The 26,197-nt window shown below is 69.5% G+C and carries 20 protein-coding genes; 1 reads left to right on the top strand and 19 read right to left on the bottom strand.

What is annotated here, in order from left to right:
• Nucleotides 1-34 precede the first annotated feature (34 nt).
• From ACFWRO_RS09260 to ACFWRO_RS09180, 17 genes are all read right to left on the bottom strand, one after another.
• Entirely contained in the window at nucleotides 35-664 is a 630-nt protein-coding gene (locus ACFWRO_RS09260; RefSeq protein WP_384506593.1) for a LysE/ArgO family amino acid transporter, read from the bottom strand.
• Nucleotides 661-984, bottom strand: a complete 324-nt coding sequence (locus ACFWRO_RS09255; RefSeq protein ID WP_384506590.1) for a DUF2087 domain-containing protein — start codon at nucleotides 982-984, stop codon at nucleotides 661-663. The genes ACFWRO_RS09260 and ACFWRO_RS09255 overlap by 4 nt, the downstream gene beginning before the upstream one ends.
• A 91-nt stretch (nucleotides 985-1,075) precedes the next feature.
• Nucleotides 1,076-1,354, bottom strand: a complete 279-nt coding sequence (locus tag ACFWRO_RS09250; RefSeq protein WP_384506587.1) for a hypothetical protein — start codon at nucleotides 1,352-1,354, stop codon at nucleotides 1,076-1,078.
• 87 nt (nucleotides 1,355-1,441) lie between these two features.
• Nucleotides 1,442-2,113 carry a maleylpyruvate isomerase family mycothiol-dependent enzyme gene (locus ACFWRO_RS09245; RefSeq protein WP_384506585.1) on the bottom strand — a complete coding sequence of 224 codons (672 nt, stop codon included), beginning with the start codon at nucleotides 2,111-2,113 and terminating at the stop codon, nucleotides 1,442-1,444.
• On the bottom strand, nucleotides 2,113-3,513 hold the full coding sequence (gene ahcY, locus ACFWRO_RS09240) for an adenosylhomocysteinase (RefSeq protein ID WP_384506583.1): 1,401 nt from the start codon (nucleotides 3,511-3,513) through the stop codon (nucleotides 2,113-2,115). The genes ACFWRO_RS09245 and ahcY overlap by 1 nt, the downstream gene beginning before the upstream one ends.
• A 66-nt stretch (nucleotides 3,514-3,579) precedes the next feature.
• The gene (metH, locus tag ACFWRO_RS09235) at nucleotides 3,580-7,035 is read right to left on the bottom strand and encodes a methionine synthase (RefSeq protein ID WP_384506580.1); all 3,456 of its coding nucleotides are present in this window, start codon (nucleotides 7,033-7,035) and stop codon (nucleotides 3,580-3,582) included.
• Complete coding sequence (locus ACFWRO_RS09230) at nucleotides 7,032-8,015, bottom strand: carbohydrate kinase family protein (protein WP_384506577.1); 984 nt, start codon at nucleotides 8,013-8,015, stop codon at nucleotides 7,032-7,034. The genes metH and ACFWRO_RS09230 overlap by 4 nt, the downstream gene beginning before the upstream one ends.
• A gap of 3 nt (nucleotides 8,016-8,018) precedes the next feature.
• A complete protein-coding gene (metK, locus tag ACFWRO_RS09225) occupies nucleotides 8,019-9,188 on the bottom strand; it encodes a methionine adenosyltransferase (protein ID WP_384506574.1) in 1,170 nt (389 codons plus the stop codon).
• On the bottom strand, nucleotides 9,185-9,436 hold the full coding sequence (locus tag ACFWRO_RS09220; RefSeq protein WP_384506572.1) for a phosphopantetheine-binding protein: 252 nt from the start codon (nucleotides 9,434-9,436) through the stop codon (nucleotides 9,185-9,187). Before ACFWRO_RS09220 ends, metK begins: the two co-directional genes overlap by 4 nt.
• Nucleotides 9,437-9,466: 30 nt before the next feature.
• Nucleotides 9,467-9,910: a holo-ACP synthase gene (gene acpS, locus ACFWRO_RS09215; RefSeq protein WP_384506569.1), complete on the bottom strand. Its 444-nt coding sequence runs from the start codon at nucleotides 9,908-9,910 to the stop codon at nucleotides 9,467-9,469.
• Nucleotide 9,911: 1 nt separating this feature from the next.
• Entirely contained in the window at nucleotides 9,912-10,778 is an 867-nt protein-coding gene (locus ACFWRO_RS09210; RefSeq protein ID WP_384506566.1) for a hypothetical protein, read from the bottom strand.
• A gap of 78 nt (nucleotides 10,779-10,856) precedes the next feature.
• Nucleotides 10,857-11,750: a diiron oxygenase gene (locus tag ACFWRO_RS09205; RefSeq protein WP_384506563.1), complete on the bottom strand. Its 894-nt coding sequence runs from the start codon at nucleotides 11,748-11,750 to the stop codon at nucleotides 10,857-10,859.
• A gap of 54 nt (nucleotides 11,751-11,804) precedes the next feature.
• Nucleotides 11,805-12,848: a class I SAM-dependent methyltransferase gene (locus ACFWRO_RS09200; RefSeq protein ID WP_384506560.1), complete on the bottom strand. Its 1,044-nt coding sequence runs from the start codon at nucleotides 12,846-12,848 to the stop codon at nucleotides 11,805-11,807.
• Nucleotides 12,845-13,699 carry a class I SAM-dependent methyltransferase gene (locus tag ACFWRO_RS09195; RefSeq protein WP_384506557.1) on the bottom strand — a complete coding sequence of 285 codons (855 nt, stop codon included), beginning with the start codon at nucleotides 13,697-13,699 and terminating at the stop codon, nucleotides 12,845-12,847. The genes ACFWRO_RS09200 and ACFWRO_RS09195 overlap by 4 nt, the downstream gene beginning before the upstream one ends.
• A gap of 46 nt (nucleotides 13,700-13,745) precedes the next feature.
• Nucleotides 13,746-14,261: a MaoC family dehydratase gene (locus tag ACFWRO_RS09190; RefSeq protein ID WP_384506555.1), complete on the bottom strand. Its 516-nt coding sequence runs from the start codon at nucleotides 14,259-14,261 to the stop codon at nucleotides 13,746-13,748.
• A gap of 91 nt (nucleotides 14,262-14,352) precedes the next feature.
• Nucleotides 14,353-15,546: a trans-sulfuration enzyme family protein gene (locus ACFWRO_RS09185; RefSeq protein WP_384506553.1), complete on the bottom strand. Its 1,194-nt coding sequence runs from the start codon at nucleotides 15,544-15,546 to the stop codon at nucleotides 14,353-14,355.
• A gap of 79 nt (nucleotides 15,547-15,625) precedes the next feature.
• Nucleotides 15,626-17,065, bottom strand: a complete 1,440-nt coding sequence (locus ACFWRO_RS09180; RefSeq protein ID WP_384506551.1) for an MFS transporter — start codon at nucleotides 17,063-17,065, stop codon at nucleotides 15,626-15,628.
• A gap of 110 nt (nucleotides 17,066-17,175) precedes the next feature.
• Between ACFWRO_RS09180 and ACFWRO_RS09175 the strand changes: the two genes are divergently transcribed.
• Nucleotides 17,176-17,826, top strand: a complete 651-nt coding sequence (locus ACFWRO_RS09175) for a hypothetical protein (protein ID WP_384506548.1) — start codon at nucleotides 17,176-17,178, stop codon at nucleotides 17,824-17,826.
• 600 nt (nucleotides 17,827-18,426) lie between these two features.
• On the opposite strand, the gene ACFWRO_RS09170 is transcribed toward ACFWRO_RS09175, so the two are convergent.
• Together ACFWRO_RS09170 and ACFWRO_RS09165 are read right to left on the bottom strand one after the other, a co-directional pair.
• Nucleotides 18,427-18,762 carry a hypothetical protein gene (locus tag ACFWRO_RS09170; RefSeq protein ID WP_384506545.1) on the bottom strand — a complete coding sequence of 112 codons (336 nt, stop codon included), beginning with the start codon at nucleotides 18,760-18,762 and terminating at the stop codon, nucleotides 18,427-18,429.
• Nucleotides 18,759-26,138 carry a ricin-type beta-trefoil lectin domain protein gene (locus ACFWRO_RS09165; protein ID WP_384506542.1) on the bottom strand — a complete coding sequence of 2,460 codons (7,380 nt, stop codon included), beginning with the start codon at nucleotides 26,136-26,138 and terminating at the stop codon, nucleotides 18,759-18,761. The genes ACFWRO_RS09170 and ACFWRO_RS09165 overlap by 4 nt, the downstream gene beginning before the upstream one ends.
• Between the last annotated feature and the right edge of the window lie 59 nt (nucleotides 26,139-26,197).

The following is a 26,197-nucleotide window of genomic DNA, read 5'->3' as shown; positions in this document are numbered from 1 at the left end:
CGCTATCCTCCCAGAGGCCGGACCCCGGATCCGGTCAGCTCACCAAGTGCACCGCCAGGCCCGCGATCAGCGCGCTCGACACCAACGCCGTCGCCAGGCGGCCCCTCGGGCCGGTGAGGCCGCGGCCGAGGAGTGCGCCGCCGGAGGCCAGGAACAGTTGCCAGCTCGCGGAGGCGACCAGGGCCGCCAGGACGAAGACCGTACGGTCCAGGGGCGTCGACGGGCCCTCCGGGCCGGTCGCCAGGACGAGGGCCGCGAAGTAGATCACGGTCATCGGGTTGAGGATCGTGATCCCCAGGAAGGTGGCGTACGCCCTGAGGGGGCTCAGTCGCCCGTCCTCGGTTCCGTCCGCCTGCGCCTGCGCCCGCGCCCCGTACGCCCGGACCGCCGTCCACGCCCCCCGCGCCGCCAGGGCCACAAGGACCACCGCCGAGACCCAGCGCAGCGGGGTCGTCACCGGGGCGAGCAGCGGGACCAGGGCCGAGCCGCCCAGGACGGCCACCAGGGCGTACACGCCGTCCGCGGTCGCTACCCCGAGGGCCGCGCCCGCTCCCGTACGCCAGCCCGTGCGTGCCGTGACCGCCACCAGGTAGGCGCCGACCGCGCCGACCGGGATCGCGATGCCGTAGCCGGCCAGCAGGCCGGCCACCAGCGCGGCGCTCATGCCACGGCGGGGATCGCGCCTCCGGGGGAGCCGGGCTGCTGCTGGGCCGGCTTGAGGGCCCGGCGGTAGGCGGCGCCGTCCCTCGTACGGGAGAGTTCGCCGCCGGTCACGAGGTAGCGGCGCAGGGCCGGGAAGTCCTCGTGGACGGTGAGCAGCGCTTCGTTCACCTCGCGCTCGCTGTACGCGCGCGACGGCTCGAAGAGGGTCTCCGCCAGGTGCGCGAGGAGCTGCGCCCGGCGCGGGGCCTTGCGCGGGATCGCCTTCAGGCGTCCTTCGGCGGAGAACAGGTTCGCCACGGAGTGGGAGGAGAGGGAAGTCATGCCGTGAAGGGTGACCTTCCCCCTCCCCGCCCGGCAACGGAATTTCCCGTGCCCCGGCGTCCCGGTGTCCCCGCCCCCCGCTCCCCGCTCCCTACCTCGTGATGACGTTCACCGCGTCCTGGACCTTCGGGATGGCCGTCGGCATCCCCGCCGACTGGAAGATCGGCATCGCCTTCTCCGTGAACGCGACGAACGACTCCCGCGAGTCCCAGAAGTCCACGACCCGCCAGCCTCCGCTGCCGTCCGGGCCCGCCGCGTGGGCGATGAAGCCCTCGGCCGGCCACCAGGGCGCCGCGTCGATCTGGGCGTTGACCTGCTCGTACATCTGCTGCGTGGCGCCCGGGAACTCGACCGTGACGATGACCGGCATGCTGTTGCTCCCGTTCTGGGTGGACGTGGGTACTCCTCAGTCGAGCAGTACCCGCCGCCCTCCGCATCGCGGCCAGCGCCGAAAGAGCTAGCGATAGATCAGCAGCTCCTGCTCCGTCGCGCCCGTCAGCTCGTACCGCGTGCCGACCAGTGGGCGGCCCGAGTAGATCCGTACGAGCGTCTCCGCGTCGCCCCGGTAGCGCGCCGGGGCGCGGCCCTCCACCGGGCCGCCGAGGGCGAGCTGCTCGGACCGGCCCGTCAGGGTGGCCACGAGCGCCGGGGTGTCCCTGCGGCGGCTCGTGGCCGCCAGCAGGGGGAGGGCCAGGTCCAGGGTCGCCGCCCCGCCGTACGCGCCAGGTTCGCCGAAGGCCTCCCGTACGTCGCCGGCGTGGACCCACTCCCCCAGCGCCACGGCGTCCAGCGTGCCGTCCTCCGTCGCCGCTATCACCGGGCCGGCCTCCGTGAGGCCGCGCTCCAGTTCGTCGAGGATCCGGGCGAGCGGCCACGGCTCCCGCTCGGCGACGTCGGCCGCGTTGGCCTCCGGCAGGAAGACGCCCTCCTCCAGGCGGCCCTCGACGATCCGGACCAAGGCCGCCGCGCAGTGCGCGAGCACCTGCCGGGCGGTCCAGCCCGGGCAGGCGGTCCGCAGCTCGAACCGATCCTCTGGAGTCCGACGCAGCAGCGGCATCAACGCGTCCCGTTCCGTCCGCAGGAGCCGGTCCGGGAGCCATGGGTCGCGGCCGTCCGAAGGGCCGGCCATCAGTAGCGGTAGTGGTCGGGCTTGTACGGGCCGCTCACCTGCACCCCGAGGTACGCCGCCTGCTCCGGGCGCAGCTCGGTCAGCCGCACACCGAGCGCGTCCAGGTGGAGCCGGGCGACCTTCTCGTCCAGGTGCTTGGGGAGGACGTACACATCCGTCGGATACTCCTCCGGCTTCGTGAAGAGCTCGATCTGGGCCAGGGTCTGGTCCGCGAACGAGTTCGACATCACGAAGGACGGGTGGCCGGTCGCATTGCCGAGGTTCAGCAGGCGGCCCTCGGAGAGGACGATCACCACCTTGCCGTCAGGGAACGTCCACGTGTGGACCTGCGGCTTCACCTCGTCCTTCACGATCCCGGGGATCCGCGCGAGCCCCGCCATGTCGATCTCGTTGTCGAAGTGACCGATGTTGCCGACGATCGCCTGGTGCTTCATGCGGGCGATGTCCGACGCCATGACGACGTCCTTGTTGCCCGTGGTGGTGATGAAGATGTCCGCCGTCTCCACCACCTCCTCCAGCGTCGTCACCTGGTAGCCGTCCATCGCCGCCTGCAGCGCGCAGATCGGGTCGATCTCCGTGACGATCACGCGGGCGCCCTGGCCGCGCAGCGACTCCGCGCAGCCCTTGCCCACGTCCCCGTACCCGCAGACCACCGCCGTCTTGCCGCCGATCAGCACGTCCGTCGCCCGGTTGATGCCGTCGATGAGCGAGTGGCGGCAGCCGTACTTGTTGTCGAACTTCGACTTCGTCACGGCGTCGTTCACATTGATCGCCGGGAAGAGCAGCGCGCCCGCGCGGTGCATCTCGTACAGGCGGTGCACGCCTGTCGTGGTCTCCTCGGTCACTCCGCGAATGCCGGCCGCCAGGGCCGTCCAGTCCAGCTTCGTGTTCTTCAACAGGTCGAGAACCACGCGCAGTTCGTCGTTCTCAGCCGTCGACGGGTCCGGGACCTCGCCCGCCTTCTGGTACTCCACACCCCTGTGGACGAGGACCGTGGCGTCACCGCCGTCGTCCAGGATCATGTTCGGGCCGCCGGTCGGTGAGTCCGGCCAGGTCAGGGCCTGTTCCGTGCACCACCAGTACTCCTCCAGGGTCTCGCCCTTCCAGGCGAAGACCGGGATCCCGGCCGCCGCGATCGCCGCCGCCGCGTGGTCCTGGGTCGAGTAGATGTTGCAGGACACCCAGCGGACCCGGGCCCCGAGCGCGACCAGCGTCTCGATCAGGACGGCCGTCTGCACGGTCATGTGCAGCGAGCCCGTGATCCGCGCCCCGGCCAGCGGCCGGCTCGCCGCGAACTCCCGGCGGATCGCCATCAGGCCGGGCATCTCGTGCTCGGCGAGGGTGATCTCCTTACGGCCGAACTCCGCCAGGGACAGGTCCGCGACCTTGAAATCAGGCATGAGACAGAACTCCTCGAACTCAGAAGAGGTGAAAAAGAGAGAGGGGGAAGGGGGTGGTACGCGCCGTCAGCGCCTGCCGCCCGCGTTGAAGTAGCTCGCCTCCGGGTGGTGCACCACGAACGCGTCCGTCGACTGCTCCGGATGCAGCTGGTACTCCTCCGACAGCTCGACCCCGATCCGCTCGGGCCGCAGCAGCGCCGCGATCTTCGCCCGGTCCTCCAGGTCCGGGCAGGCGGGGTAGCCGAGGGAGTAGCGGCAGCCCTGGTACTCCGTACGGAACATGCCGGCCATGGCCTTCGGGTCCGCGGCACCGATGCCCCACTCGGCGCGCACGCGCGCGTGCCAGTGTTCGGCCAGGGCCTCGGCCAACTGAACGGACAGGCCGTGCAGTTCGAGGTAGTCGCGGTAGGCGTCGGCGGCGAAGAGCTTCGCGGTCTCCGTGCCGATCCGGGAGCCGACCGTGACGACCTGGAGGGCCACGACGTCCACCTCCCCGGAGTCCTCGGCGCGGAAGTGGTCGGCCAGACAGAGGCGGCGGCCCCGCTGTTGGCGGGGGAAGGAGAAGCGGGTCCGCTCGCCTCCGTCCTCGTCCAGGACGATCAGGTCGTCGCCCTTGGACACACAAGGGAAGTAGCCGTACACGACGGCCGCTTCGGTCAGGGCCTCCCGCTCGACCCGGTCCAGCAGGCCCGTGAGCCGGGCCCGGCCCTCCGACCCGATCGTCGCGGGGTCCTTCAGCCCCCACTGGCCCTTGAACAGGGCGGCCTCGTCCAGCCAGGGCGCGTACGCGGCGAGCGGGATGCCCGTGACGACGCGCGTGCCGAGGAACGGCGGCTCCGGTACGGGGTTGTCGACGGCCACGTCCGAGCGGCCGGCCGGCTCCGGCTCCCGTACGTCGAGAACGGGCGTGTCCCGCTTCGGCACCCGACGCTGCTTCAGCGCCGGCAGTACGGCCCCGGGCACGCCCCGCTTGACCGCCATCAGCGCGTCCATCAGGCGCAGGCCCTCGAAGGCGTCGCGGGCGTAGCGGACCTCGCCCTCGTACAGCTCGTGCAGGTCCTGTTCGACGTACGCCCTGGTCAGCGCCGCCCCGCCGAGGATCACGGGGAACCGGGACGCGAGGCCGCGGCCGTTCAGCTCCTCCAGGTTCTCCTTCATGATCACCGTGGACTTGACCAGCAGACCGGACATGCCTATGACGTCCGCGCGGTGCTCCTCGGCGGCCTCCAGGATCGCCGAGACCGGCTGCTTGATGCCCAGGTTCACCACGTCGTAGCCGTTGTTGGACAGGATGATGTCGACGAGGTTCTTGCCGATGTCGTGGACGTCGCCGCGCACGGTGGCGAGGACGATCGTGCCCTTGCCGTCGGCGTCGGAGCGCTCCATGTGCGGTTCGAGATGAGCCACCGCCGTCTTCATGACCTCGGCCGACTGGAGGACGAACGGCAGCTGCATCTGGCCCGAGCCGAAGAGCTCACCGACCGTCTTCATGCCGTCGAGCAGCACCTCGTTGACGATCTCCAGGGCCGGCCGTTCCGCAAGGGCCGAGTCCAGGTCCGCCTCCAGGCCGTTCTTCTCGCCGTCCACGATCCGCCGCTTCAGCCGCTCCTCCAGCGGCAGCGCGAGCAGCTCCTCGGCCTTCCCGGCCTTCAGGGACTTCGCCGTCGCGCCCTCGAAGAGTTCGAGGAGCCGTTGCAGCGGGTCGTAACCGTCCCTCCTCCGGTCGTGGATCAGGTCGAGCGCGACCTGCACCTGCTCCGGCTCAAGGCGGGCGATCGGCAGGATCTTCGAGGCGTGCACGATCGCCGAGTCGAGGCCGGCCTTCACGCACTCGTCGAGGAAGACCGAGTTGAGGACGATCCGCGCGGCCGGGTTCAGGCCGAAGGAGATGTTGGAGAGCCCCAGGGTCGTCTGGACGTCCGGGTGGCGGCGCTTGAGTTCGCGGATGGCCTCGATGGTGTGGACGCCGTCGCGCCGGGACTCCTCCTGGCCGGTGCAGATCGTGAACGTCAGACAGTCGATCAGCAGGTCCGACTCCCTGAACCCCCACGTCTCCGTCAGATCGGTGATGATCCGCTCGGCGATCGCGACCTTCGCCTCGGCCGTCCTCGCCTGACCCGTCTCGTCGATGGTCAGGGCCATCAGCGCCGCCCCGTGCTCCTTGGCGAGCGCCGTGACCTGCGCGAACCGCGACTCGGGCCCGTCTCCGTCCTCGTAGTTGACCGAGTTGATGACGGCCCGCCCGCCGAGCTTCTCCAGGCCCGCGCGGAGCACCGGGACCTCGGTGGAGTCGAGGACGATCGGCAGGGTGGAGGCGGTGGCGAAGCGGCCGGCCAGCTCGGCCATGTCGGCGACGCCGTCCCGGCCCACGTAGTCGACGCACAGGTCGAGCATGTGCGCGCCCTCGTGGACCTGGTCGCGCGCCATCTCGACGCAGTCATCCCAGCGCCCGTCGAGCATCGCCTCGCGGAACTTCTTCGAGCCGTTGGCGTTTGTCCGCTCCCCGATCGCCAGGTACGCGGTGTCCTGCCGGAACGGCACGTGGCCGTAGAGCGAGGACGCGCCGGGCTCCGCGACCGGGGTACGGGCCGGGACGGCCGCGCCCCGCACCCGCTCCACGATCGCGCGCAGGTGCTCCGGGGTCGTACCGCAGCAGCCGCCGACGAGCACGGCGCCGTACTCCCGTACGAACCGCTCCTGGGCGTCGGCCAGTTCGGCCGGCGAGAGCGGATAGTGGGCGCCGTCGGAGGTGAGCACGGGGAGCCCCGCGTTCGGCATCACGGAGACGGGGATGCCCGCGTGCCGGGACAGGTACCGCAGGTGCTCGGTCATCTCGGCCGGTCCGGTGGCGCAGTTGAGGCCGATCATGTCGATGCCGAGCGGCTCCAGGGCGGTCAGCGCCGCCCCGATCTCGGAGCCGAGCAGCATCGTCCCGGTGGTCTCCACCGTGACCTGCACGATCAGCGGCAGGTCGAGCCCGCACCACTCCAGGGCCCGGCGGGCGCCGATGACGGCGGCCTTCGTCTGGAGCAGGTCCTGCGAGGTCTCGATCAGCAGGGCGTCGGCGCCGCCCCGGATCAGCCCCTCGGCGTTCTGCCGGTACGCCTCGCGCAGCGGCTCGTACGTGATGTGGCCGAGGGTCGGCAGCTTCGTCCCTGGGCCCATGGAGCCGAGGACCCAGCGGGGCCGGCCGTCGGCCGCGGTGTGGGCGTCGGCGGCGGTACGGGCGATCCTGGCACCGGCCTCGGACAGCTCGTAGACCCGCTCCTCGACGCCGTACTCCGCGAGCGCCGCCAGGTTCGCCCCGAAGGTGTTGGTCTCCACGCAGTCCACGCCGACGGAGAAGTACGCGTCGTGGACGGCGGCGACGATGTCGGGCCGGGTCACGTTCAGGACCTCGTTGCAGCCCTCCAGGCCCGTGAAGTCGTCCATCGTCGGGTCGGCGGCCTGGAGCATGGTGCCCATCGCGCCGTCGGCGACGACGACGCGGCGCGCGAGCTCGTCCCGCAGGGCAGGTCTCATGACAACCCCCTGAGGTGGACCAGGAGTTCGGCGGTGCAGCCGAGCCCGTACGTCGTCCTGATCCGGTCGAGGAGCGGCTCCCGGTGCAGCCGGTACTCCTGCGTCCCCACGTAGTCGAGGACGGTCGCCGCCACCGCGCAGCCCAGCTGCGCCGCGCACCGCTCGGGCAGGCCCCAGGCCGTCCCGGCGAGGAACCCGGCCCGGAAGGCGTCGCCGACCCCGGTCGGGTCGACCACACCGGGCACCTCCACCGCCGGTACGGACAGGGTCTCCCCGTCCTCGCGGCGGATCCGGACGCCGGACGCGCCGTGCGTGGTGACCCAGGCGCCGACCCGGCGCAGGATCTCCGGCTCCGACCAGCCCGACTTCTCGCCGAGCAGGGCCGTCTCGTACTCGTTGGAGAAGAGCCAGCGCGCGCCCTCCACCAGCCCCCGCACCTCTTCCCGGCCGAGCCGCGCCAGCTGCTGCGACGGGTCGGCGGCGAACGGGATCCCGAGCTCGCGGCACGTGCGGGTGTGCCGGAGCATGGCCTCGGGGTCGTCCGGGGAGACCAGGACCAGATCCAGACGCCCGGTCCGGGCGACGACCTCCCGCAGCTCGATCTCGCGGGCCTCGGCCATCGCTCCGGCGTAGAAGGTGGCGATCTGGTTCTGCGCCCGGTCGGTGGTACAGACGAAGCGCGCGGTGTGCAGCGAGGAGCTGACCCGCACCGAGTCGGTGTCGACCCCGTGGTCCTTCAGCCAGACCCGGTACGGCTCGAAGTCGGCGCCGACCGCGCCCACCAGGACCGGGCGCAGCCCGAGGACACCGAGCCCGAAGGCGATGTTCGCTGCCACTCCGCCGCGTCTGACCTCCAGGTTGTCGGCGAGGAACGACAGGGAGACCCGGTCGAGCCGGTCGGCGAGCAGCTGCTCGCTGAACCAGCCGGGGAAGGTCATCAGATGGTCGGTCGCGATGGACCCCGTGACAGCGATCCGCATCCCCTACACCTCCGCGGCTTTCCTCAGCGCGTCCACGCGGTCCGTGCGCTCCCAGGTGAACTCGGGGAGCTCGCGCCCGAAGTGGCCGTACGCCGACGTCGTCGCGTAGATCGGCCGCTTCAGGTCCAGGTCGCGGATGATCGCGGCCGGCCGCAGGTCGAAGACCTCGCTGACGGCGTCCTGGATCGCCGCGTCCGGGAGCGTGCCCGTGCCGAAGGTCTCCACGAACAGGCCGACCGGCTCCGCCTTGCCGATCGCGTACGCCACCTGCACCTCGCAGCGGCGCGCGAGACCGGCCGCGACGACGTTCTTGGCGACCCAGCGCATCGCGTACGCGGCGCTGCGGTCCACCTTCGACGGGTCCTTGCCGGAGAACGCGCCGCCGCCGTGCCGGGCCATGCCCCCGTACGTGTCGATGATGATCTTGCGGCCGGTGAGGCCCGCGTCGCCCATCGGCCCGCCGACCTCGAACCGGCCGGTCGGGTTCACCAGGAGCCGGTAGCCGTCGGACTCCAGGTTGACGCCCTCCTCGGCGAGCGCCTTCAGCTCGGCCTCGACGACGAACTCCCGTACGTCCGGGGTCAGCAGGCCCTCCACGCTGATGTCGGACGCGTGCTGCGAGGAGACGACGACCGTGTCCAGCCGGACCGGGCGGTCCCCGTCGTACTCGATGGTGACCTGCGTCTTGCCGTCAGGGCGCAGGTACGGGACGGTCCCGTCCTTGCGGACCGCCGTCAGCCGGCGCGCGAGCCGGTGGGCGAGGGCGATCGGCAGCGGCATCAGCTCGGCCGTGTCGTCGCAGGCGTACCCGAACATCAGGCCCTGGTCGCCGGCGCCGCCGGTGTCCACGCCCTGCGCGATGTCCGGGGACTGAGCGCCGATGGAGACCGAGACCCCGCAGGAGGCGCCGTCGAAGCCCTTCATGGAGGAGTCGTAGCCGATGTCGAGGATCGCCTCGCGCACCAGCTTCGCGATCGGCGCGTACGCGGTGGTGGTCACCTCGCCCGCGATGTGGACGAGACCGGTGGTGAGCAGGGTCTCCACCGCGACCCGGGCGTTCGGGTCGGCGGCGAGGAGCGCGTCGAGGATGGTGTCGCTGATCCGGTCGGCGATCTTGTCGGGGTGTCCTTCGGTCACCGACTCGGAGGTGAACAGACGCCGGCTGCCGCTCATGCCTCGACCTCCACCTGCGTCGTGAAGAAGTGCTTCTCGATCGCGGCGAGGGTGCGGATGGAGTCGACCTCAAGGGTCTCCATCTGGATCGCCCTCCCACACTGCTGCTCCAGGAGGAAGACGAACTCGACGAAGGACAGCGAGTCGATGAGCCGGTTCTCGATCAGGTCGAGGTCGTCGGCGATGTCGGACCGCTCGGGGTGCCGGTCCAGGATCCAGTTCTTCACCTGCTGCAGGCCGTCGGACATGGTGCTTCTCCTTCTGGAGGGAAGTGGGGGCTAGCTGGAAGTGGGGGAAGTGGGGGCCGCGACGATCGGGGCGGCGACCGCCACCGCGTAGTCGACGTCGTGGCTGATGGACACCGTGATCTCGGTGATGCCGGTCTCGGCGGCCATCTCGGCGGCGCTCCGCCGCAGCTCCACCAGCGGCCAGCCGCCTTCGGAGCGCCGTACGACGATGTCCGTCCAGGGCAGGAACCTGCCCCGGACCCGGAGGGTCTTGAAGGCCGCCTCCTTGGCCGCGATCCGCCCGCACAGGCTCAGTACGTCGAGCCCGGTGGAGGTGCGGCAGTCGGCGAGTTCGCCGGGGGTGAGCATCCGCTCGAAGAACGTCTCGCCGTACTCGGCGAGCAGCCGGCGGACGCGGGTGACGGACACGATGTCCATGCCGAGGCTCGGCAGGGCCAGGCCGCCCGCCGGCGGGGCGACGGGGCGGGCCGGCACGTCAGCTCACCGGCCCGACCGCGGTACGTGCCTCCGCCACGGCCAGGGTGGCCGCGGCCCAGTCGCCGTGGCGGCGGGTCAGGGCGGACAGCCAGCGTTCGAGGCCGAAGGCGACGCAGCTGGTGAACGCGGGGCCGCCGGTCGACTCCAGGGTGATGGCGCAGCGGTCGCCGAAGAAGTTCCGGTGCGTGTTGACGGAGGCGATCGCCAGGTCCTCGTACAGGAACTCGTGCTTCACCGGGGTGAGGCGGGCGAGCACCGCCTTGGAGCCGCCCTTGTCGAAGAACGGGTCGCAGGCGGCCTCCTTGCGCAGCGGCAGGTCGAGCGCCGCCGCGAAGGCGTGGATGCGCTCGGTGAAGTCGCACAGGTGCGTCTCGGCGTGCTCGCGCGTGCCGATCGCGACGATCTCCCGCATGCGGAAGCCGAGTTGGCGCCGCATGCCCTCGTAGTGGGTCTCCTTGCGGAAGCACCAGGAGCAGACGGTCACCAGCGCGTCGTCGGCGACCTGCCGGTCCTGGTGGTCCAGGTAGACGGCGTAACAGGACGCCGAGGGCAGGCCGAGCGCGGCGGGCTGGAGCGCGTCGCACGGGAAGCAGCCGTTGTCGTCGCAGTAGATGCCGGAGGCTTCGCGGCGCTCCAGGGAGAGCGGGGCGGCGACGACGGCCTGGTGGGGGAAGTTGTCGTAGTAGTCGAGCCGGGCCAGGTCGGCGACCGGAAGGAGCGGGGGCATGGTCATCGGACGGGCGCCGGCGGCCACGCCCCAGCTCTCGAAGGTGTCGTCGAGGAGCCGCAGCAGGGCGGTCGCCTCGGGACCGAGGGAGGGAAGCCCCCTGGTCTCCCCGGCGGTCGCGGGGGTGGTCACGGTCATGGTCGGTGCACCTCTCGGTGGGAGGGCCTGGTGTGCTTGGGGTGCCTGTGGTTCCTGGATGCCTGGGGTGCCTGGGCCTCAGACGACGGGCAGGATGTCGTCGGAGAAGATCCCGGTCTTCAGGAAGAAGGCGAGCGGCTTGCGGATGGCCTTGCGCTCGTACGGGCGGCGGCGCTCGTCGGCGACCAGCGCGTTGCGCAGGGCCAGCGGGTCGGCGATGCCGGCGTCGCGGTAGACGTGCGGGTTGTAGAGGGAGTTGACGCTGTAGACGACGTACCGCTTGAGGTACGCCTCGACCTCCGCGACCCGCGCCGCGGGGACCGACTCGCGCATCCGGGTGAAGAGCAGCGAGACGAGCTCGCGGCCGAACGCGATGTGGCGGGACTCGTCCTGGTGGTGGATGCGGTTGACCTCGCGGATGGTGTGACAGAGGGACTCGTCCTGCGCCATCCGCATGTTGTAGTGGTCGACCAGCTCCTCGAAGAACAGGATGCGGGCGAAGACGAGGAAGTTCTCGACCTCCGGCTCCCACGCGGAGTCGGCCCGCATGGCGGTGGAGCCGTAGATCTTGTGGCCGTAGCGCCGGCAGAACTCGGCGAAGAACCACATGTGTTCGTTCTCCTCACCGATGAAGTGGTGGAAGAAGTCGGACGGCACCTCGAAGCCCGGCATGTGGATCCGGCCGACGACCTCGATGAGCAGCTCACGGATGCCGTGCACGTTGAGGCTGTAGAAGTTGATCGACTCCCACTTCGACAGCTTCTGGATCGTCTCCTCACCCAGCTCGTCGAAGTGGGGGGTGCCGTACACGGTGAGCAGCTCGGGGGTCATCCACAGCTGCCGCTCGTCGAGCCGGTCCGGCCAGTCGAACTGCTGGTAGGGGTTGTAGTACTCCTCGATGGAGCGCGAGCTGAGCCGCTCCAGGACGTCCATGAACCGGTCTGTGACGGGCAGGGGGGCGCTGACGCCCATGGAAACTCCTCGATGAGGGTCGTCGGGATGCGGGAGTCTTGAGGACGGGCGGCCCTACGGCCGGACCTCGTAGACCGCGTTGACCGGGGTCTCCGTAGCGCGCCGCCAGCGGGTGAAGCCCGCCTCCTCGGCGATGGCGCGGAAGGCCGACTCGCCCGAGTGGTTGCCGAGCGCGTGCGGGCCGCGCTGGGCGACGGCCACGGGCAGGCACATCACGGCGGACAGGGCCATGAACATGCGCGCGGCGGGGGTACGGGTGTCGATGTCGGCGGGCGAGACGTTCGACTCGACGAGCATCCAGGTGCCGTCCCCGTCGAGGGACTTGTGGACGTGCTGGGCGGCGGCGACCGGGTCGCCCATGTCGTGCAGGGCGTTGAAGAAGGTCACCAGGTCGTAGCCGGAGCCCGGGTAGTCGTCGGCGGCGGCGACCTCGAAGACGACCCGGTCGGAGAGGCCGGCCTCCTCGGCGAGCTGCCGGGCGATGGAGACGGCCTCCTCGGAGTAGTCGAAGCCGTGGACGGTCGCCGCCGGGAACGCCTTGGCGATGAGGAGCGTGGTGTGCCCGACACCGCAGCCGACGTCGGCGACGGTCCCGCCGCCCGCGAGCTTCTCGGTGACGCCGTGCAGCGCCGGCAGCCAGTCGGAGACGAGCTTGTGCTCGTACGTCGGCTGGAAGAAGGAGCCCATGCCGGTGTCCAGGGCCGCGTCGTGCTCGGCCCAGCCGACGCCGTCACCGGTGCGGTACGCGTCGACGAGCAGGTCCTCGGTGGCGTACAGCGCCTTGAGGGCGGTGAAGAACCCGGCGGCGTAGGTGACGGCCTTCGGGTCGGCGAGCACGGCGACGTGGTCGGCGGGGAGCGTGTACGTGCCGGCGCTCGGGTGGCGCTCGACGTACCCGGCGGAGAGCTGGGCGTGCAGCCACTCCTCGATGTAACGCGGGTTGGTGCCGGTCTTCTCGGCGAGCTGGGCGGCGGTCGCCGGGCCGTGGGCGGCGAGGGCCTTGTAGAGGCCGAGGCGTTCGCCGAGGGCGACGGTCAGGCCGCGGACGGCGGCGCCGGCGTCGGTGATGACCTGCTGGTGGAAGTCGTGGGCGCTCATGCGGCCTGCTCCTCGGTGTCGCGCTCTCCGCGGGTCGGCAGGTCGCAGGTGAAGAGGAACGACCGCGGTACGCGCGGGACGGTGCGGGCCGGGACCTGGTAGGGCCAGCGGCCGAAGTCGGCGCCCTCCTCACCGGGCTGCCTGACCTCCCGTACGTCCCAGCCGCAGTCGGTGAGCAGCGCCTCGGGCTCCTCGGTGCCGAAGAGCCACGGATTGCCGTCCTCCTTCAGGGAGTTGAGGAAGGGACGGGAGAGCGGGTTGTCCAGGGCGGCCCGGGAGATGACGTCGCCGAGCAGCACAGAACCGGGCGCGGCGTGCGCGGAGAGCGTCGAGATGAGGGTCCGTACGGCCTGCTCGGGCAGGAAGAACAGCAGCCCTTCGACCACCCACAGGACGGGTTCGTCGCTCTTCCAGCCCGCCTCCTTCAGCGGTCCCGTCCAGTCCTGGGTCAGGTCGACGGGGACGGTGACGCGGGTACGGCCGGCCGGGAGCGGCTCGTCGGCGAGCATGGCCGCCTTGGCGTCGAGGAGGGCGGGACGGTCGAGTTCGTAGACGGTGACGCCGTCGGGCCAGGGCAGCCGGAAGAAGCGGGTGTCCATGCCGGCGGCGAGGAGGACGACCTGGCGGATGCCGCGCTCCTCGACCGCCTTGACGACGGCCCGGTCCAGGTAGGTGGTGCGGATGGCGAGGAACGGCACGGTGCCGGCCCCGGCGTAGCGCTCGAGGAGCTCGAAGCCGATCCGGTCGGCGACGGTGCGCGCGTAGGGATCGGCGAAGAGCCGGTCCTCGCGCTCGGTCTCCAGGGCGCGCGCGGCGGCGGTCCACTGGGCGGTGCGGGATACGGCCTCCACAGGAGGTCCCCCTTCGTGTGATGGACAAGGTGGCGGACGGCCGTGCTCAGGCACTCACGCGCGCACAGGCGACGGGATCCTCGGCCGCGGGCATCGACGACAGACGTGCGGCCTCGGTACCGGCGGGACGGCGCCGGAAGATGCTGTGCAGGATCATGCTGAACACGGCCGTCCCGTCGGCGGCCACGAGCGTGCACCGCGGCTTGACGGTGCCGGTGGCGGGGTTGAACGGCGACGGGGTGGAGCCAAGGATCTCCACGCGTGCGGTGAGCACGTCGCCCGGGCGGACGGGCCGCAGATAGCGGACCTCGTCGATGCCGGGCGAGCCCAGGCAGGCGCTGTAGGCGAGCAGTCCGTCCACGTAGCGGCGCATGAAGAGCGCCTGGGTGTGGAAGCCGCTGGCGATCAGGCCGCCGAACGAGGAGTTCTTCGCGAGTTCCTCGTCCGCGTGGAAGGGCTGCGGGTCGAAGCGGCGGCCGAAGTCGAGCACCTCGTCCGTCGTGACGGTGACGGTGCCCAGTTCGTGGACGTCGCCGGGCCGGAAGTCCTCGAAGTAGCGCATGGCGCTTCCCCCTTGACCTAGGAGAGATCGTTCCCTGGCAACACCCAATTTACGAATGGCTCGTTCTTTTTGTCAACCCAAAAGAACGCCTCTAGGGATGGTCCGCGAGAACCCGCTCGAAGTCCCCCCACAGATCCTCGACGTCCTCGATCCCCACGGAGAGCCGTACGAGCCCCGGCGCGATCCCGGCCGCCGCCAACGCCCGTGTATCCAGCTCGCGATGGGAGGTGGAGGCGGGGTGGGCGACGAGGCTCTCGACCCCGCCGAGGGAGAGCGCGAGCCGGGCGATCCGTACCCCCTCGATGAAGGCCCGCCCCGCCTCCCGCCCGCCGGCCAGCTCGACGGAGAGCAGCCCGCCGCCCCCGGAGAGCACCTTGCGCGCGGTGTCGTACGAGGGATGGCCCGGGAGCCACGGGTAGTGGACGGCCGTGACGCGCGGATGCGCGGCGAACCGCTCGGCGAGCACGGCGGCGTTGGCGCAGGTCTCGCGCATCCGCAGCGGAAGGGTCTGGGTGCCGCGCAGGGTGAGCCACGCGGCGAACGGGTCGGCACAGGCGCCCAGTTCGACGGTACGGGGCCAGATCCGGCGCCGTAGCCCGTCGTCGGCGAAGACGGCGGCGCCGCCGAGGACGTCGGAGTGCCCGGAGAGGTACTTGGTCGTGGAGTGGACGACGACGTCGGCGCCGAGCTCCAGGGGGCGGCACAGGACGGGCGAGGCGAGGGAGTTGTCGACGACGGAGGTGATCCCGAGGCGGCGGGCGACGGCGAGCAGCGCGGGCAGGTCGGGGACGTGGCCGGTGGGGTTGGCGATGGTCTCGAGGACGAGGAGCTTGGGGGCGACTCCGGTACCGGCCTGGCGCTCGACCTCGACCGTGTCGTCGCCGTCGACGTCGATGTAGGTGACCTCGATCCCGTACCGGGCGGACAGGTCGGAGAGAACGGCGTACGACCCCCCGTAAAGGCAGCGCTGCGCGAGTACCCGGTCACCGGGCCGCAGCAGGGCGAGGAGGACCCCGCTGATGGCCCCCATGCCGGACGCGAAGGCGAGCGCCCCGGCCCCGCCTTCGAGCCCGGCGAGGGTCTGCTCCAGGGCCCGTACGGTCGGATTGCCGCGCCTGCTGTACGCGTACGGCCCGTCGGGCCCCGCCATGGCGTCGGCGAGCGCGTCGGCGGAGTCGAAGGCGAAGGCCGAGGACTGCACGAGCGGCACGGAGAGGGGCCGACTGCCGGGCGGGGGCGGGTCGTTGACGACATGGACGGCGCGGGTGCTGATGTGGTGGCGCACGGCGGGTTCTTCCTTCCGGTACGGGGAAGGGGCCGCCCGATGAGATCGGACGGCCCCTGGTCGGCGGGTTGACGCGTGGTCAGGCGGAGACCTTGTCGCCGCTGGGGGCGGACTCGGCGGGGGCGCCGGCGGCGAGGGCCTTGTCGCTCTTCATGACGAGGAGGGTGATGACACCGCCGACGGCGGCGATGACGGCGGCGCCGACGAAGGCGGCGGAGAAGCCGTCGGTGAGGGCCGGGAGGTTGCCGAGCTGGTCGGCGCCCTGGGACATGGCGAGGGCGGTGAGCGCGGCGAGGCCGAGGGCGGAGCCGACGTTGTAGGTGGTGTTGACGATGCCGGAGGCGAGACCGGCCTGCTCCTGCGGGGCGCCGGACATCGCGGCGATCATCGCCGGGATGTAGGCGAGGGACATGCCGAGCGCGGCGACGAGCGAGGCGGGCAGGACGTCGACGAGGAACGTGCCGGTCGGCGGGACGGCGGCGAGCCAGACGAGCCCGGCCGCGAGGAGCAGCAGACCGCCCGCGATCAGCGGCTTGGCGCCGTAACGGCCCATGAGGCGGGCGGTGATGGCCGTCATGAAGATCATCAGCAGGACGGTCATCGGCAGCAGGGCCGCGCCGGAGGCGAAGGCGCCGTAGCCGAGGACCTGCTGGAGGTAGAGGTTGAGGAAGTACCACATCGGGATCCACGCGGCGCCGAGCAGCGTCATCGCCAGGTTGGCCGAGCCGAGGCGCGGGATCCGCCAGACGCTGAGCGGCATGAGCGGCTCGCGGATGGACTTCTGGATCACGAAGAAGAGGACGAGCAGGGCCGCTGCCCCGACGAGCTGAAGGACGGTACCGGTGGAGCCCCAGCCGACCTCGGGGGCGCGGACGACGGCGAAGACGGCGAGCGCGAGACCGGCGGTGACGGCGACGGCGCCGAGGACGTCGACGGAGCCGCGGCGGGACTCGACGGCGGGGAGGACCTTGGTGGCTGCGAGGGTGGCGAGGCCGATGGGGATGTAGATGATGAACACCCACTGCCAGCTCATCCACTCGGTGAAGACACCGCCGAGGAACACACCGGCGGTACCGCCGGCGGGCGCGGCGGCGCCGTAGAGCGCCATGGCCTTGCCGAGCTCCTTCGGGTCGTGCATGAAGAGCATCATCAGCAGGGTCATGGCGGAGGGCGCGATGAGCGCACCGCCGACACCTTGGACGGCACGTCCGGCGATCTCGACCCAAGCGGTCTGCGCGGCGGCGGCGAGAACCGACCCGGCGATCATCACCACCCAGCCGGTGACGAAGATCCGGCGAGCACCGAGGAGGTCGGAGAGCCGACCGCCGAGCAGCAGAAGCCCACCGAAGACGATCACGTACGCGTTGAAGATCCACTGGAGCTCGCTCTGCGAGAAGCCCAGGTCCTTCTGCATCTCGGGCAGCGCGACGCCGATGATCGAGGTGTCCATGATGACCATGAACTGAGCGGCGGCGAGCACGACGAGTGCCCACCAGCGCCGGGGATTGACGGTTGACATTGCCCTGCTCCTTCGCTCGACGCATACCCCTAGGGGGTACCTTCGCGCAGCACCGTAACATACCCATGGGGGGTATGTAAGGCCGACCGGATCCGAGGGATGATCCCCTCATGACCGCAGACGTGGACCCCGCACTCCTCGCACGCTGGACCTCGACGCTGCTGGCGGCACGGGGAGACGACGAAGGCCCGCTCCCGGAGCCGTACGGCAGAAACCTGCTGGCGCGCTGGTCGGAACCGCAGCGCAGGTACCACACGGTCGACCACCTGAGGGCGGTCCTGGACCGAATCGACGAACTACCGCACCGCGACGGCGACTTGAACCTGATCAGACTGGCGGCCTGGTTCCACGACGCGGTCTACCGCCCGGACCGCTCCGAGAACGAGGAGCGCTCGGCGACCCTGGCCGAGAAGGCCCTGACGGAGGCCGGCCTGGCGCCGCACGAGGTCGCGGAGGTGGCCCGCCTGGTCCGCCTCACGGTGACGCACGACCCGGCGGACGGCGACGTCAACGGCGAGATCCTGTGCGACGCGGACCTGGCGATCCTGGCGACGGACGAGGATACGTACGGGGGGTATGTGCGCGCGGTCCGCGAGGAGTACGCCTTCGTCCCGGACGACGCCTTCCGCCAGGGCCGCGCAGCGGTCCTGCGCCAGCTCCTCGCCCTGCCAAGGCTGTTCCGCACGGAGTACGGGACGGCGAACTGGGAGGCGCGGGCGCGGCGGAACGTGGAGTGGGAGCTGGCGGGGCTGGAGGCCTGAGGCCGACCGCAACAGGGAGGCCGCCAGCTACGCCCTCGCCGCCGACGGCACCTTGAGCAAGCCCAAACGGCGTCGAACCTCATCCGTGGCCTGGGCAGGAAGAGGATCGCCAAGCTCTCTGCCAAGGACTGCCGCACCTGGCTCAACCAGCTCCGCACCGCCTACCAGTGCTGCCCGCGCGGCATCGACGACCGGCGCGAACAGCCCCGCTGCTGCGCCGCCGACCAGTGCTGCCACAAGCCCCCCGGCTGACGCTCACCTACATCCACTCAGTGCTCAAGTCCGCCCTGGAGCATGCCGTGCGTGAGGAAGAGCTCCCGCGCAAGGTCGCCAATTGCACACGCTGTTCAAACTCGCCCTCCACACGGCGTCACCGCGGCGTCTACGCCCACGTCCGACTCTGCCTCTGATGCCAAGCCATCAACACCCTCGGCGACTCCCTCAGCCCGACGGACAACGACCCTGACGACCCACCCGCCGCAGCCGTCCTCCGCTGACGTTGCCGTCAAACATCCAGGAGCCCCGCCGGAATACCCTTCCGACGGGGCTCCTCAATACCCTCGACGCTCGCACCGGGGCGCTTTACAGGCCTATTGTTCCCTACTCTGATTCCTCATCGCCGACTACCGAGAGAAGGGCACTCTCAATCGCATTACGGAGATGTGTCCGCGCATCTCCCATGTCGGCCTTTTCGAGCAGGATCGCGAGGAATTCTGAATCCGGGTAACCGCTCCCCAGTTCATCTTTCATCGCCCATACCTGCGACCAAATGGCGATCGTCATCTCGTTGCAGGCTTGGGCTCGCTGCAACCCGCCCGGCACTTCCTCAGTGAAGATACCGCGTGCCGAGATCCCCAGCCGATGCCCCAGGGCCAGCAGGAATCTCTCCTTGGAGTCCGACTCTAGGACTACAAGAACTCGATCTCGAATGTTCATTGGTCCATGTCCCAGAAATCTTCGTCGGTCATTCTGCGCCCGCCGTAGGACTCGCGAGGCAGGGAGTCGACGTCATATCCGCGCGACCGTAGAACCGCGACCCTCGTGTTTCCATTCATGATGGTTCCGTCCGACTTCGCTATCAGCGGCTCGTGGGCCCCGGGCCTCAACGAAAAGACGATGTCCTCGGTGTCCTGCTTATGCCAGAAGTCCAGCGAACTCTTATCGAGCGAACTGTCAGGGTGTAGCGACTTCAGCGGAGGAGTGCACGGCGTGGAATTGTGAACCAGAACCGGCGTAGCCCCCGCCAGCACATAATACGTGTGAAGGTCGCTTACGGTCAGGTTGTAGACGGTGGTGTCCTGCGCAGTCCACCGACTGAGAGCAGCGATCTTAATGGGCGTCCCATTGGCCGTCCGCAGCCACTCACCCGGCGCTAGATCCTTGGCATCCGTCCATTGGCCCTGCTCAGGGACCCAGAACGGATGGCCACTCGTCGCAGTGATGGTAGCGGTCTTCGTGCCCTTGTCACCGTCAACGTCAATCGTGATGCTCACTAGGCCCTTCTCGCCAGAACCTAGGATTTCAGCAGTAACCGTCTCAATCTTGGTTTCGCCGGTCTCGGGGTCCGTCGCCACAACCGTGTCACCGGTTTCGACATCCTCCACAGGTTTCGAAGTGCCGTCTGCCATGAGGACTTCGGTGCCCGCAGCAAAGCTGTTGCCCCCCGGACAGAAGGACATGGCGTTCCCTATTTTTCCGCCACGAACAGGAAGGCCCGCGCCCCAACCCCCTCCCGGCCCCTCACCGGGACCCATCTGAGAGAGCGCTGCCAGGAACATGGAATTGGACGAAACCGACTTAGGGCATCCACCGTCGATCGTCCCGCAAGCATGCCACCGCTGGATTGCCATAATTTGATGGAAACCAGCGACATGTGCAGCGTCGTCGGGTGCAGTAATCCACTTCGCCATGCCCCACTGACCGCCAGGCAGTTTATCCAACTGCTTGGCCAACTGCATCTTGAATAGCGAGGCGCCAGCCCAGTCCTTGGGAACATGGATCCCAGGGAACACCATCATGTAGCCCTTGACTATTTCCGGACCGGTTTCCGAGGAACTCCAGCCACTGGTAATCCACCAGCCGTCGTCATAGCTATCTCCGTCACAGCCATTGCAGCCCAACGACGGGTCATTCAAAGGCTTGTCGGGATTCTTGGACGAGGTGTTGTTCCCGAACTGTGTTCCACCACCACACTCGTCAGGAGTGCGACACGCGGCAAGTCCACTGGGGTCGGAAAGGTTGACAGGGTCGACGTTCGCGTACGTGTACCCGTTCATCTGGAGCGGGTCCGTGAGGTCGATGAGAGGGTCCGCAGAGATGAAGCGGCCCGTCGTCGGGTCGTATTCGCGGGCGCCGATGTGTGTCAGGCCCGTCGTCGGGTCGTCGATGCCCGTGCCGACGAATGTGCGGCGGCCCGGCCAGTTGGTGGGCTCCGTGCCTCGGGGATTGCCGTACGGGTCGTAGGCGCGGCGGGTCAGAGACTGGTTGTTCGTCTGCTCGATCGCCGTCGTCGACGTGTTGTGGTGGTCGGAGAGCAGGACCGTGAGCTTGTGGTACTTGGTTGTCGCTGCGCCGCCCGTGGATCGGACCGCCGTTGGCGCACCCGCGTGGGTGTAGTAGCGCTGGGCGTCGAGGGCCTGGCCGGTCTGGGTGACCGTGACCTCGGCGTCGCCAAGGTAGAGCGTGCGGGTGGTGCCGTTGTCCTCGATGAGGCGGTTGCCGGCCGCGTCGTAGAGGTAGGTGGTGGTGTCGCCCGGCCTCCACTTCTGCCGGTCGCTCTGGTCGCAGCCGGCGAGCGTCAGGTCACGGCCGTCGGTGTAGTCGGCGCCCGGCACCTCGACGCAGGCACTGGCAAGCTGGCTGAACAGTGAGTTGTCGGCGGGGCGGTGGGTGAACTTCTGGGCGTCCCCGCCGTTACACGTGGACAGCACCAGGTTCATGCCACTGACGGTCGCGCACTTGCCCAGGGCCTTGAGAGTGCCGCCCGACGTCTGCCACTGCTGGGCGGAGGTGCCGTTGCAGGTGTAGAGCTGGATCGGCGTTCCGTCCGCCCTCAAGCCACCCTGGACATCCAGGCACTTCCCCGAAGGGCTGATCAGCGCGCCCTTGCCGTTCGCGAAACCGGTGGCCTTGGTCAGCTTGTTGCGGCGGTCCCACTCCAGCGCTTGGGCGTCGCCACCGATCACCCGATCTGTGGTGTTGCCAGAGGCGTCGTAGATGTAGCTGGAGGTGGACTCAACCGTCGAACCCGCTTCCTTGAGCGTGGAGACGGAGCCCGTCATCGTGTGCGGCTGTGCCGTCGTCGGTTCCTGGGTGCCGTTGCCGGGGACCGTCTTGCCGTACGTGTACGTGTGCACGTCGTCCCGGGCACTGTCGGTGAGGTCGTGGTCGGTCAGCTTCGTGCGGTTGCCGATCGTGTCGAACTCGTACGAGTGCCAGTAGCCACCGCCGTTCACGCCTGGAGATACCTGGCTGAGGGTCGGGGCCGCGCCCTGATCGCCGGAAGACTTCGGGCAGCCGCTCGTGCCGGTCCAGGCCTCGACCAGGCGGCCCATCGGGTCGTAGGAGAAGCACTGCTGGTCGGTCCCGTGGACCGGGTTGCCGTTCTCGACGTTGGTCTGCTCGTCCTTGATAGAAGTGACGTTGCCGACCGTGTCGTAGCCGTACGAGACGTTCGAGATCCTTGAGTTCGGGATGGTCGCTTCCCGCTGGCTCAGCGCGGCGCTGAAGCGGCCGGTGTTCTCGTCGTACGTGTTCGTCGTCCAGACGCGGCGCGGCGCCTCACCCGAGACCGTGCGCAGCACTTCCCCGTAGGGGCTGTAGACCGTGCCTGCGGTGTACCAGGCCAGACCGGAGGTGGTGATCGGGGCGCCCTCGGCGTTGTAGCGCGTGATCACCTTCTCGGCCGCCAGGCCGCCCGGAGTTGCCGGCAGTGTGACGGACTGGAGCTTTCCGGTCTCGGTGTACGTGTTGGTGTAGGCGTACGTGCCCGCGAGCCCCTTGGTGGCGGGCGTGTCCGGGATAGTGATCTTCGATCCGGTGGGACGGTACTCGGTGTCGTACCCCGTGATCTCGCTCGTGTACGCCGTGCCGCTGTTGTAGCGGGTGGAGGCGACTGGGTAGCCCTTGGCGCCGGGCAGCGAGTCGTACGTCCAGGACGTGACGAGCGGGCCGGTGGTCGAGTCGTCGCGCAGTTCCGTCTGGCGTCCGAGTTCGTCGTAGGTCGTGTGCTGGGCCCGATCTCGGCCGTCCTTGGACATGACCTGCTGGTCGAGCTCGTTGTAGCCGAAGCTCGCGGGCCCCATGTCGGGGTCGGCGGAGGCGATCAGTCGGCCCCGGACGTCGTACGTGTACGTCCAGTCGTTGCCCTCGTGGTCCGTGACCTTGGCCAGCTTGCCCCGGGGGTCGTACGCGTAGTGGGTGTCGATCGCGGCAGGTGCCGGGCCCGTGAGGTTGGTGGTCGTGTAGTGCTGCACCTTGACCGTACGGCCGAGCGCGTCGGTCCAGGTCTTGACCGCACGGCTGCCCGATAGCGGCGTGACTCCGCCGTCCACTGGCATGGCCGTACGGGTCAGGGTCCAGTCGCCGCCGTACTGGACGGTGCTGGCGTGCTGCGGGTTGCCCTCGTACAGCGTCGTCGTGCGTACGGCGCGGCCAAGTCCGTCATAGGCCGTCTTGGTGGAGTTGTGGATCTCCGAGAGAGACAGGGGCACGAAGATCTCGGCGTTCGGCTCGCCCTCGGCCTGGTAGCCGTTCCACGTCTCGCGGACCGTGCCGCTGGAGTTGTATTTGGTGTCGGAGACGATCCGGCCGCCGCCGAGCGCCTCGGTCTGCGTCTGGAGGGGTCGCAGGAGGCCATCGTAAAGGGCGACCGACTGCTCGTAGGTTCCGTTGTCCCTCAGCGTCGACGTCGTGACCGCCGGGACCTTGTTGTCGCTGATCTGGTAGTCGAAGGTGACCGACGGCTTGGGGCTGCCCTGCCGAGAGGGCGACCAGACATCGGTGATCCGGCCGAGGTCGTCGTACGTGGCGGTGGTCTTACGGTTGTTGGCGTCCGTGGCTGTGAGGACCGAGGCCCGGGCCGGGTCGAGCGTCGAGATCGCCCGATGGGTCTTGGCGTTGGTCGTGGTCACCTCGAAAGCGGGGCCGGTTGTCGGGCTGTAGGCCGTGCTGACGGCGTTGCCCTTGGCGTCGGTGACCTTGAGCGCGCGGCCGAGCTGGTCGTACTCAGCACGGGCAGACGTGATCCAACCGGTGCCGTCACCGTTGGTCGTGTCCGTCTGGAAAGGCAGGCCCTTCGTCGGCGTGGCGCCGAAGGCGTTCAACGCGTCGTACGACGTGCGGGCGTCGGAGATGATTGCGTTGCCGGTCGCCAGTGGCGCGACCGTGCAGCTTCCGACGGTGGTACGGACGCGCTGAGGCAGCCCGATGAGGTTCTTGGCGGTGTTGTGGACGTACGTCGGCTTCGTGCAGGACTCGTCGGACCTGGTCGTGCCGTCCGTGGCCAGGGCGTACCTGTAGGTGGTGACCGGAAGGCCGTACGTGTCCTCGTGCGTGGTCTCCGTGCTCAGGGTGCGCGTGTTGGTGCCGACAGTCTGGATCGCGTCGGTTCTGACGGTCCCTGTACGGTAGGCCTTCAAGTCCGGGAGACCATCACCTCGCACCCGCTTCGCCGTCTCCTTCACGTACGGCCAGGACAGCTCGCGAGAGTGATCGGTACCGCCCGCCCCTGACTTCGTGTACACGATCGACTCAGCGACGCGGCCCTGGTACGCGGGGAGGTCCTCGCCCAGGGTCTCAACAGCCTTCGAGTCCTTGATCGTGATCGCCGCGCGGCCGGCATCACGGGACATGCCCCGGAAGTAGCGGGTGACGGTCTTGGACGCCTCGGTGGCGTCCGCGCCACCCGTGTTGGCGGTCTCCCCGCGGGTGACGGTCACCTGCGCGTAGCCGCGCCACTGGCTATAAGTGCGAAGCTCCGGCTTGGAGAACTCGTCGGCGTCCTTCGCCCAGGCCGCCCCGCCCTCCTCATCGTACGCATAGGTGGTGACGACATCGGGCTGGCGCCCGACGCGGTCCTTCTCCACGACACGTTCGACTACGTACTTGTTGAACCACTCCAGCGGCGGCGTCTCCAGATCGGGGTCGGGTGACCAGTGGACCGGGAAGCAGCGGCTTGTGTTCGTCTGGGGCGAGGGGTGGGTGCCGCCCTTGGGGCAGGGGGCGGAGTAGTCGACGTCGATGTCACCACCGGTCTCGGTGCGGATGGTCTCCACCCGCAGTCGGTCGAAGCCCGGGGTGGCGTCGGCCTCGCCCTTGGCGACGCGGTTGGGCATGGGAAGGACATTGGGCTCGAAGGACACCGCGGGAAGCGAGGTGGTCGGCTGGTTCCCGTTGGTGTCCTTGGGGCCATAGCCGGTGCGCGTGAGGGACTCGAGCCAGAGCGGCGGATGCGTGTGGGTGCGGTGCGTCGGGAACGACTGCTTCAGCGTCCAGGTATCCACCCGATCCAGCTCGGTGGAGCCCGGCGTGCGCTGTCCGTACGTGCTGACCCCCGTGAGCCTGATCCGGCTCCAGAAAGTCGGCGCGCTGACGTAGCACTTGGTGGGTCCCTGCTTGCAGTGCAGCGTGGAAGGCGTGTCCCACCACGGCTGCTTATCACCGTAGGTCTTGGACTCGAATTCCGTGTTTGAGCATTCCGTGGAGCCCTGCTTGATGCAGCGCTGGTCGACCTCGAACTGGACCCTGCCCGCGGGGGCGCCCCCAAGGTTGCCCGCACGCAGACCGTAGAGGATCTGGGTGGGGTAGCCGCCTCGGTCGTACGGCTCCGGGTCACTGAACTTGTCATTGCTGGCGTAGTAGTTGGACTCCTTCTGCCAGTCAATGATCATGGCGTTGCCATGGACGTCCTCGACGTAGTCGAGGTTCCAACGCCAGGCCTGCTTGCAGAGAGATGCGGCGTAGGTGGCCTGGTGGCAGGGCTCGCCACTGTGGTTGCCGGCAACGGGCACGGTGAGGGCCGAGTTGGTGAGAGCCCGTGTGCCGCTGGCACCGTCGACGTCGTTGCGACCGAAGTAGTAGCGCGTGCCGTCGCGAGTCGTGACCCGCCAGTGCTCGCCGTCGTACTTGCCGTCCTGCTTGGCCTCGGCCTTGGGCGTACCGTCCTTCGCGAGGTACTCAACGTTGGCACCGTCGTCGTTGGCAGGCACCCAGGTCTTATCGGTTTCGTCACGTACGAGTTCCGTCGCAGAGCCACCGAGCGACAGGACGAGGTTGTCGCTGGCCCAGCACAGGTCCGACTTCTTCTTGTCGGTCTCGTTGTCGTTGTTCGGGTTGTTCTTCCGGTCGTCGGAACACGAGCGGTAGCGCCGCTCGACGAAGCCCGGGTGGTAGTCCCAGCCGTCACCGATCCAGGACGCCTGGCTATTGGCGACCGAGGTCTTCCCGTCCACGGACTGCGAGGAGTACGAGAAGGCGATCTTGGGCGCCGGCCCGGCAGGCGGCGGGGGGACCGCCAGCGGGTAGCTCCAACTGAAACCGCCGCCACTGCCGCCCGCCGTCCAGGAACCAGACGCCGCAAGGGAGGTCGCCTTGTACGAGCCGCCCGGCCCCGCCCCCGAGTCGCCGGCCGTCAGGACTACGGAGCCCCCGCCTGACTGCGTGGACATTCCGGCCGCCTGGTTCGCGGCGGGATCGATGGTCGCGCGAACCGTGTTCGTTTCTGGGTCATTGACGCTCGGAACGGCGACCGGGATGGTGCATTCGTCGAGCGCCGGCGTGGTCAGGAAGCACTCGGGCATCTGCCGCAGCTGAAGGCGGGAGGACCACTCCGTGCCGAAGAGGTCCTCGAACTTGCTGTAGTCGAGTTCGACATCGACGGGAGTCGACCCCGTCGAGGGAGGGGTGACGGTGAGGATGGCGCCGTCGACGTCGGCGGCCTCAGTCGTTGCGCGCGCCTCGATCGCAACGTTCCACACGCCGGAAGGGGCCGGCGGCGCGGGCTCCTCTGCCGTCGGGCTGGCCCTGCCGAGCTTCACCGGCAGATTGGGGACCTGAACCAGTGCCTCGCCCGCCCCGTCAAGCGGGACAGGCTTGTTGCCCTGCGCCGGCGGCGACACCTCGGTCGGGACGTAGTCGGCCGGCGGGTCGACCGGGGCACCGGACCAGCTTTCAAGCTCCTCGGCCTTTGCCTCGTCCTCCGGCGTCGCGTCCGCCGCCTGAAGAGGGGGCAGGTCGACGGCGTGAGTCTCCGGGTTGTCCGGGGGCGGCGCCGCCCAAGCTTCAGTCGGGAGCAGCGTCAGCGCGACCAGCACCGACAGTACGGCGCCGGCCCTCGCCCTGGCCCTGCGCGGGCGCCGGGTTCCGGGCAGGC

Source organism: Streptomyces sp. NPDC058579 (assembly GCF_042718575.1).
Taxonomy (GTDB): Bacteria; Actinomycetota; Actinomycetes; order Streptomycetales; family Streptomycetaceae; genus Streptomyces.
This window is presented reverse-complemented; position numbering and strand designations above follow the sequence as displayed.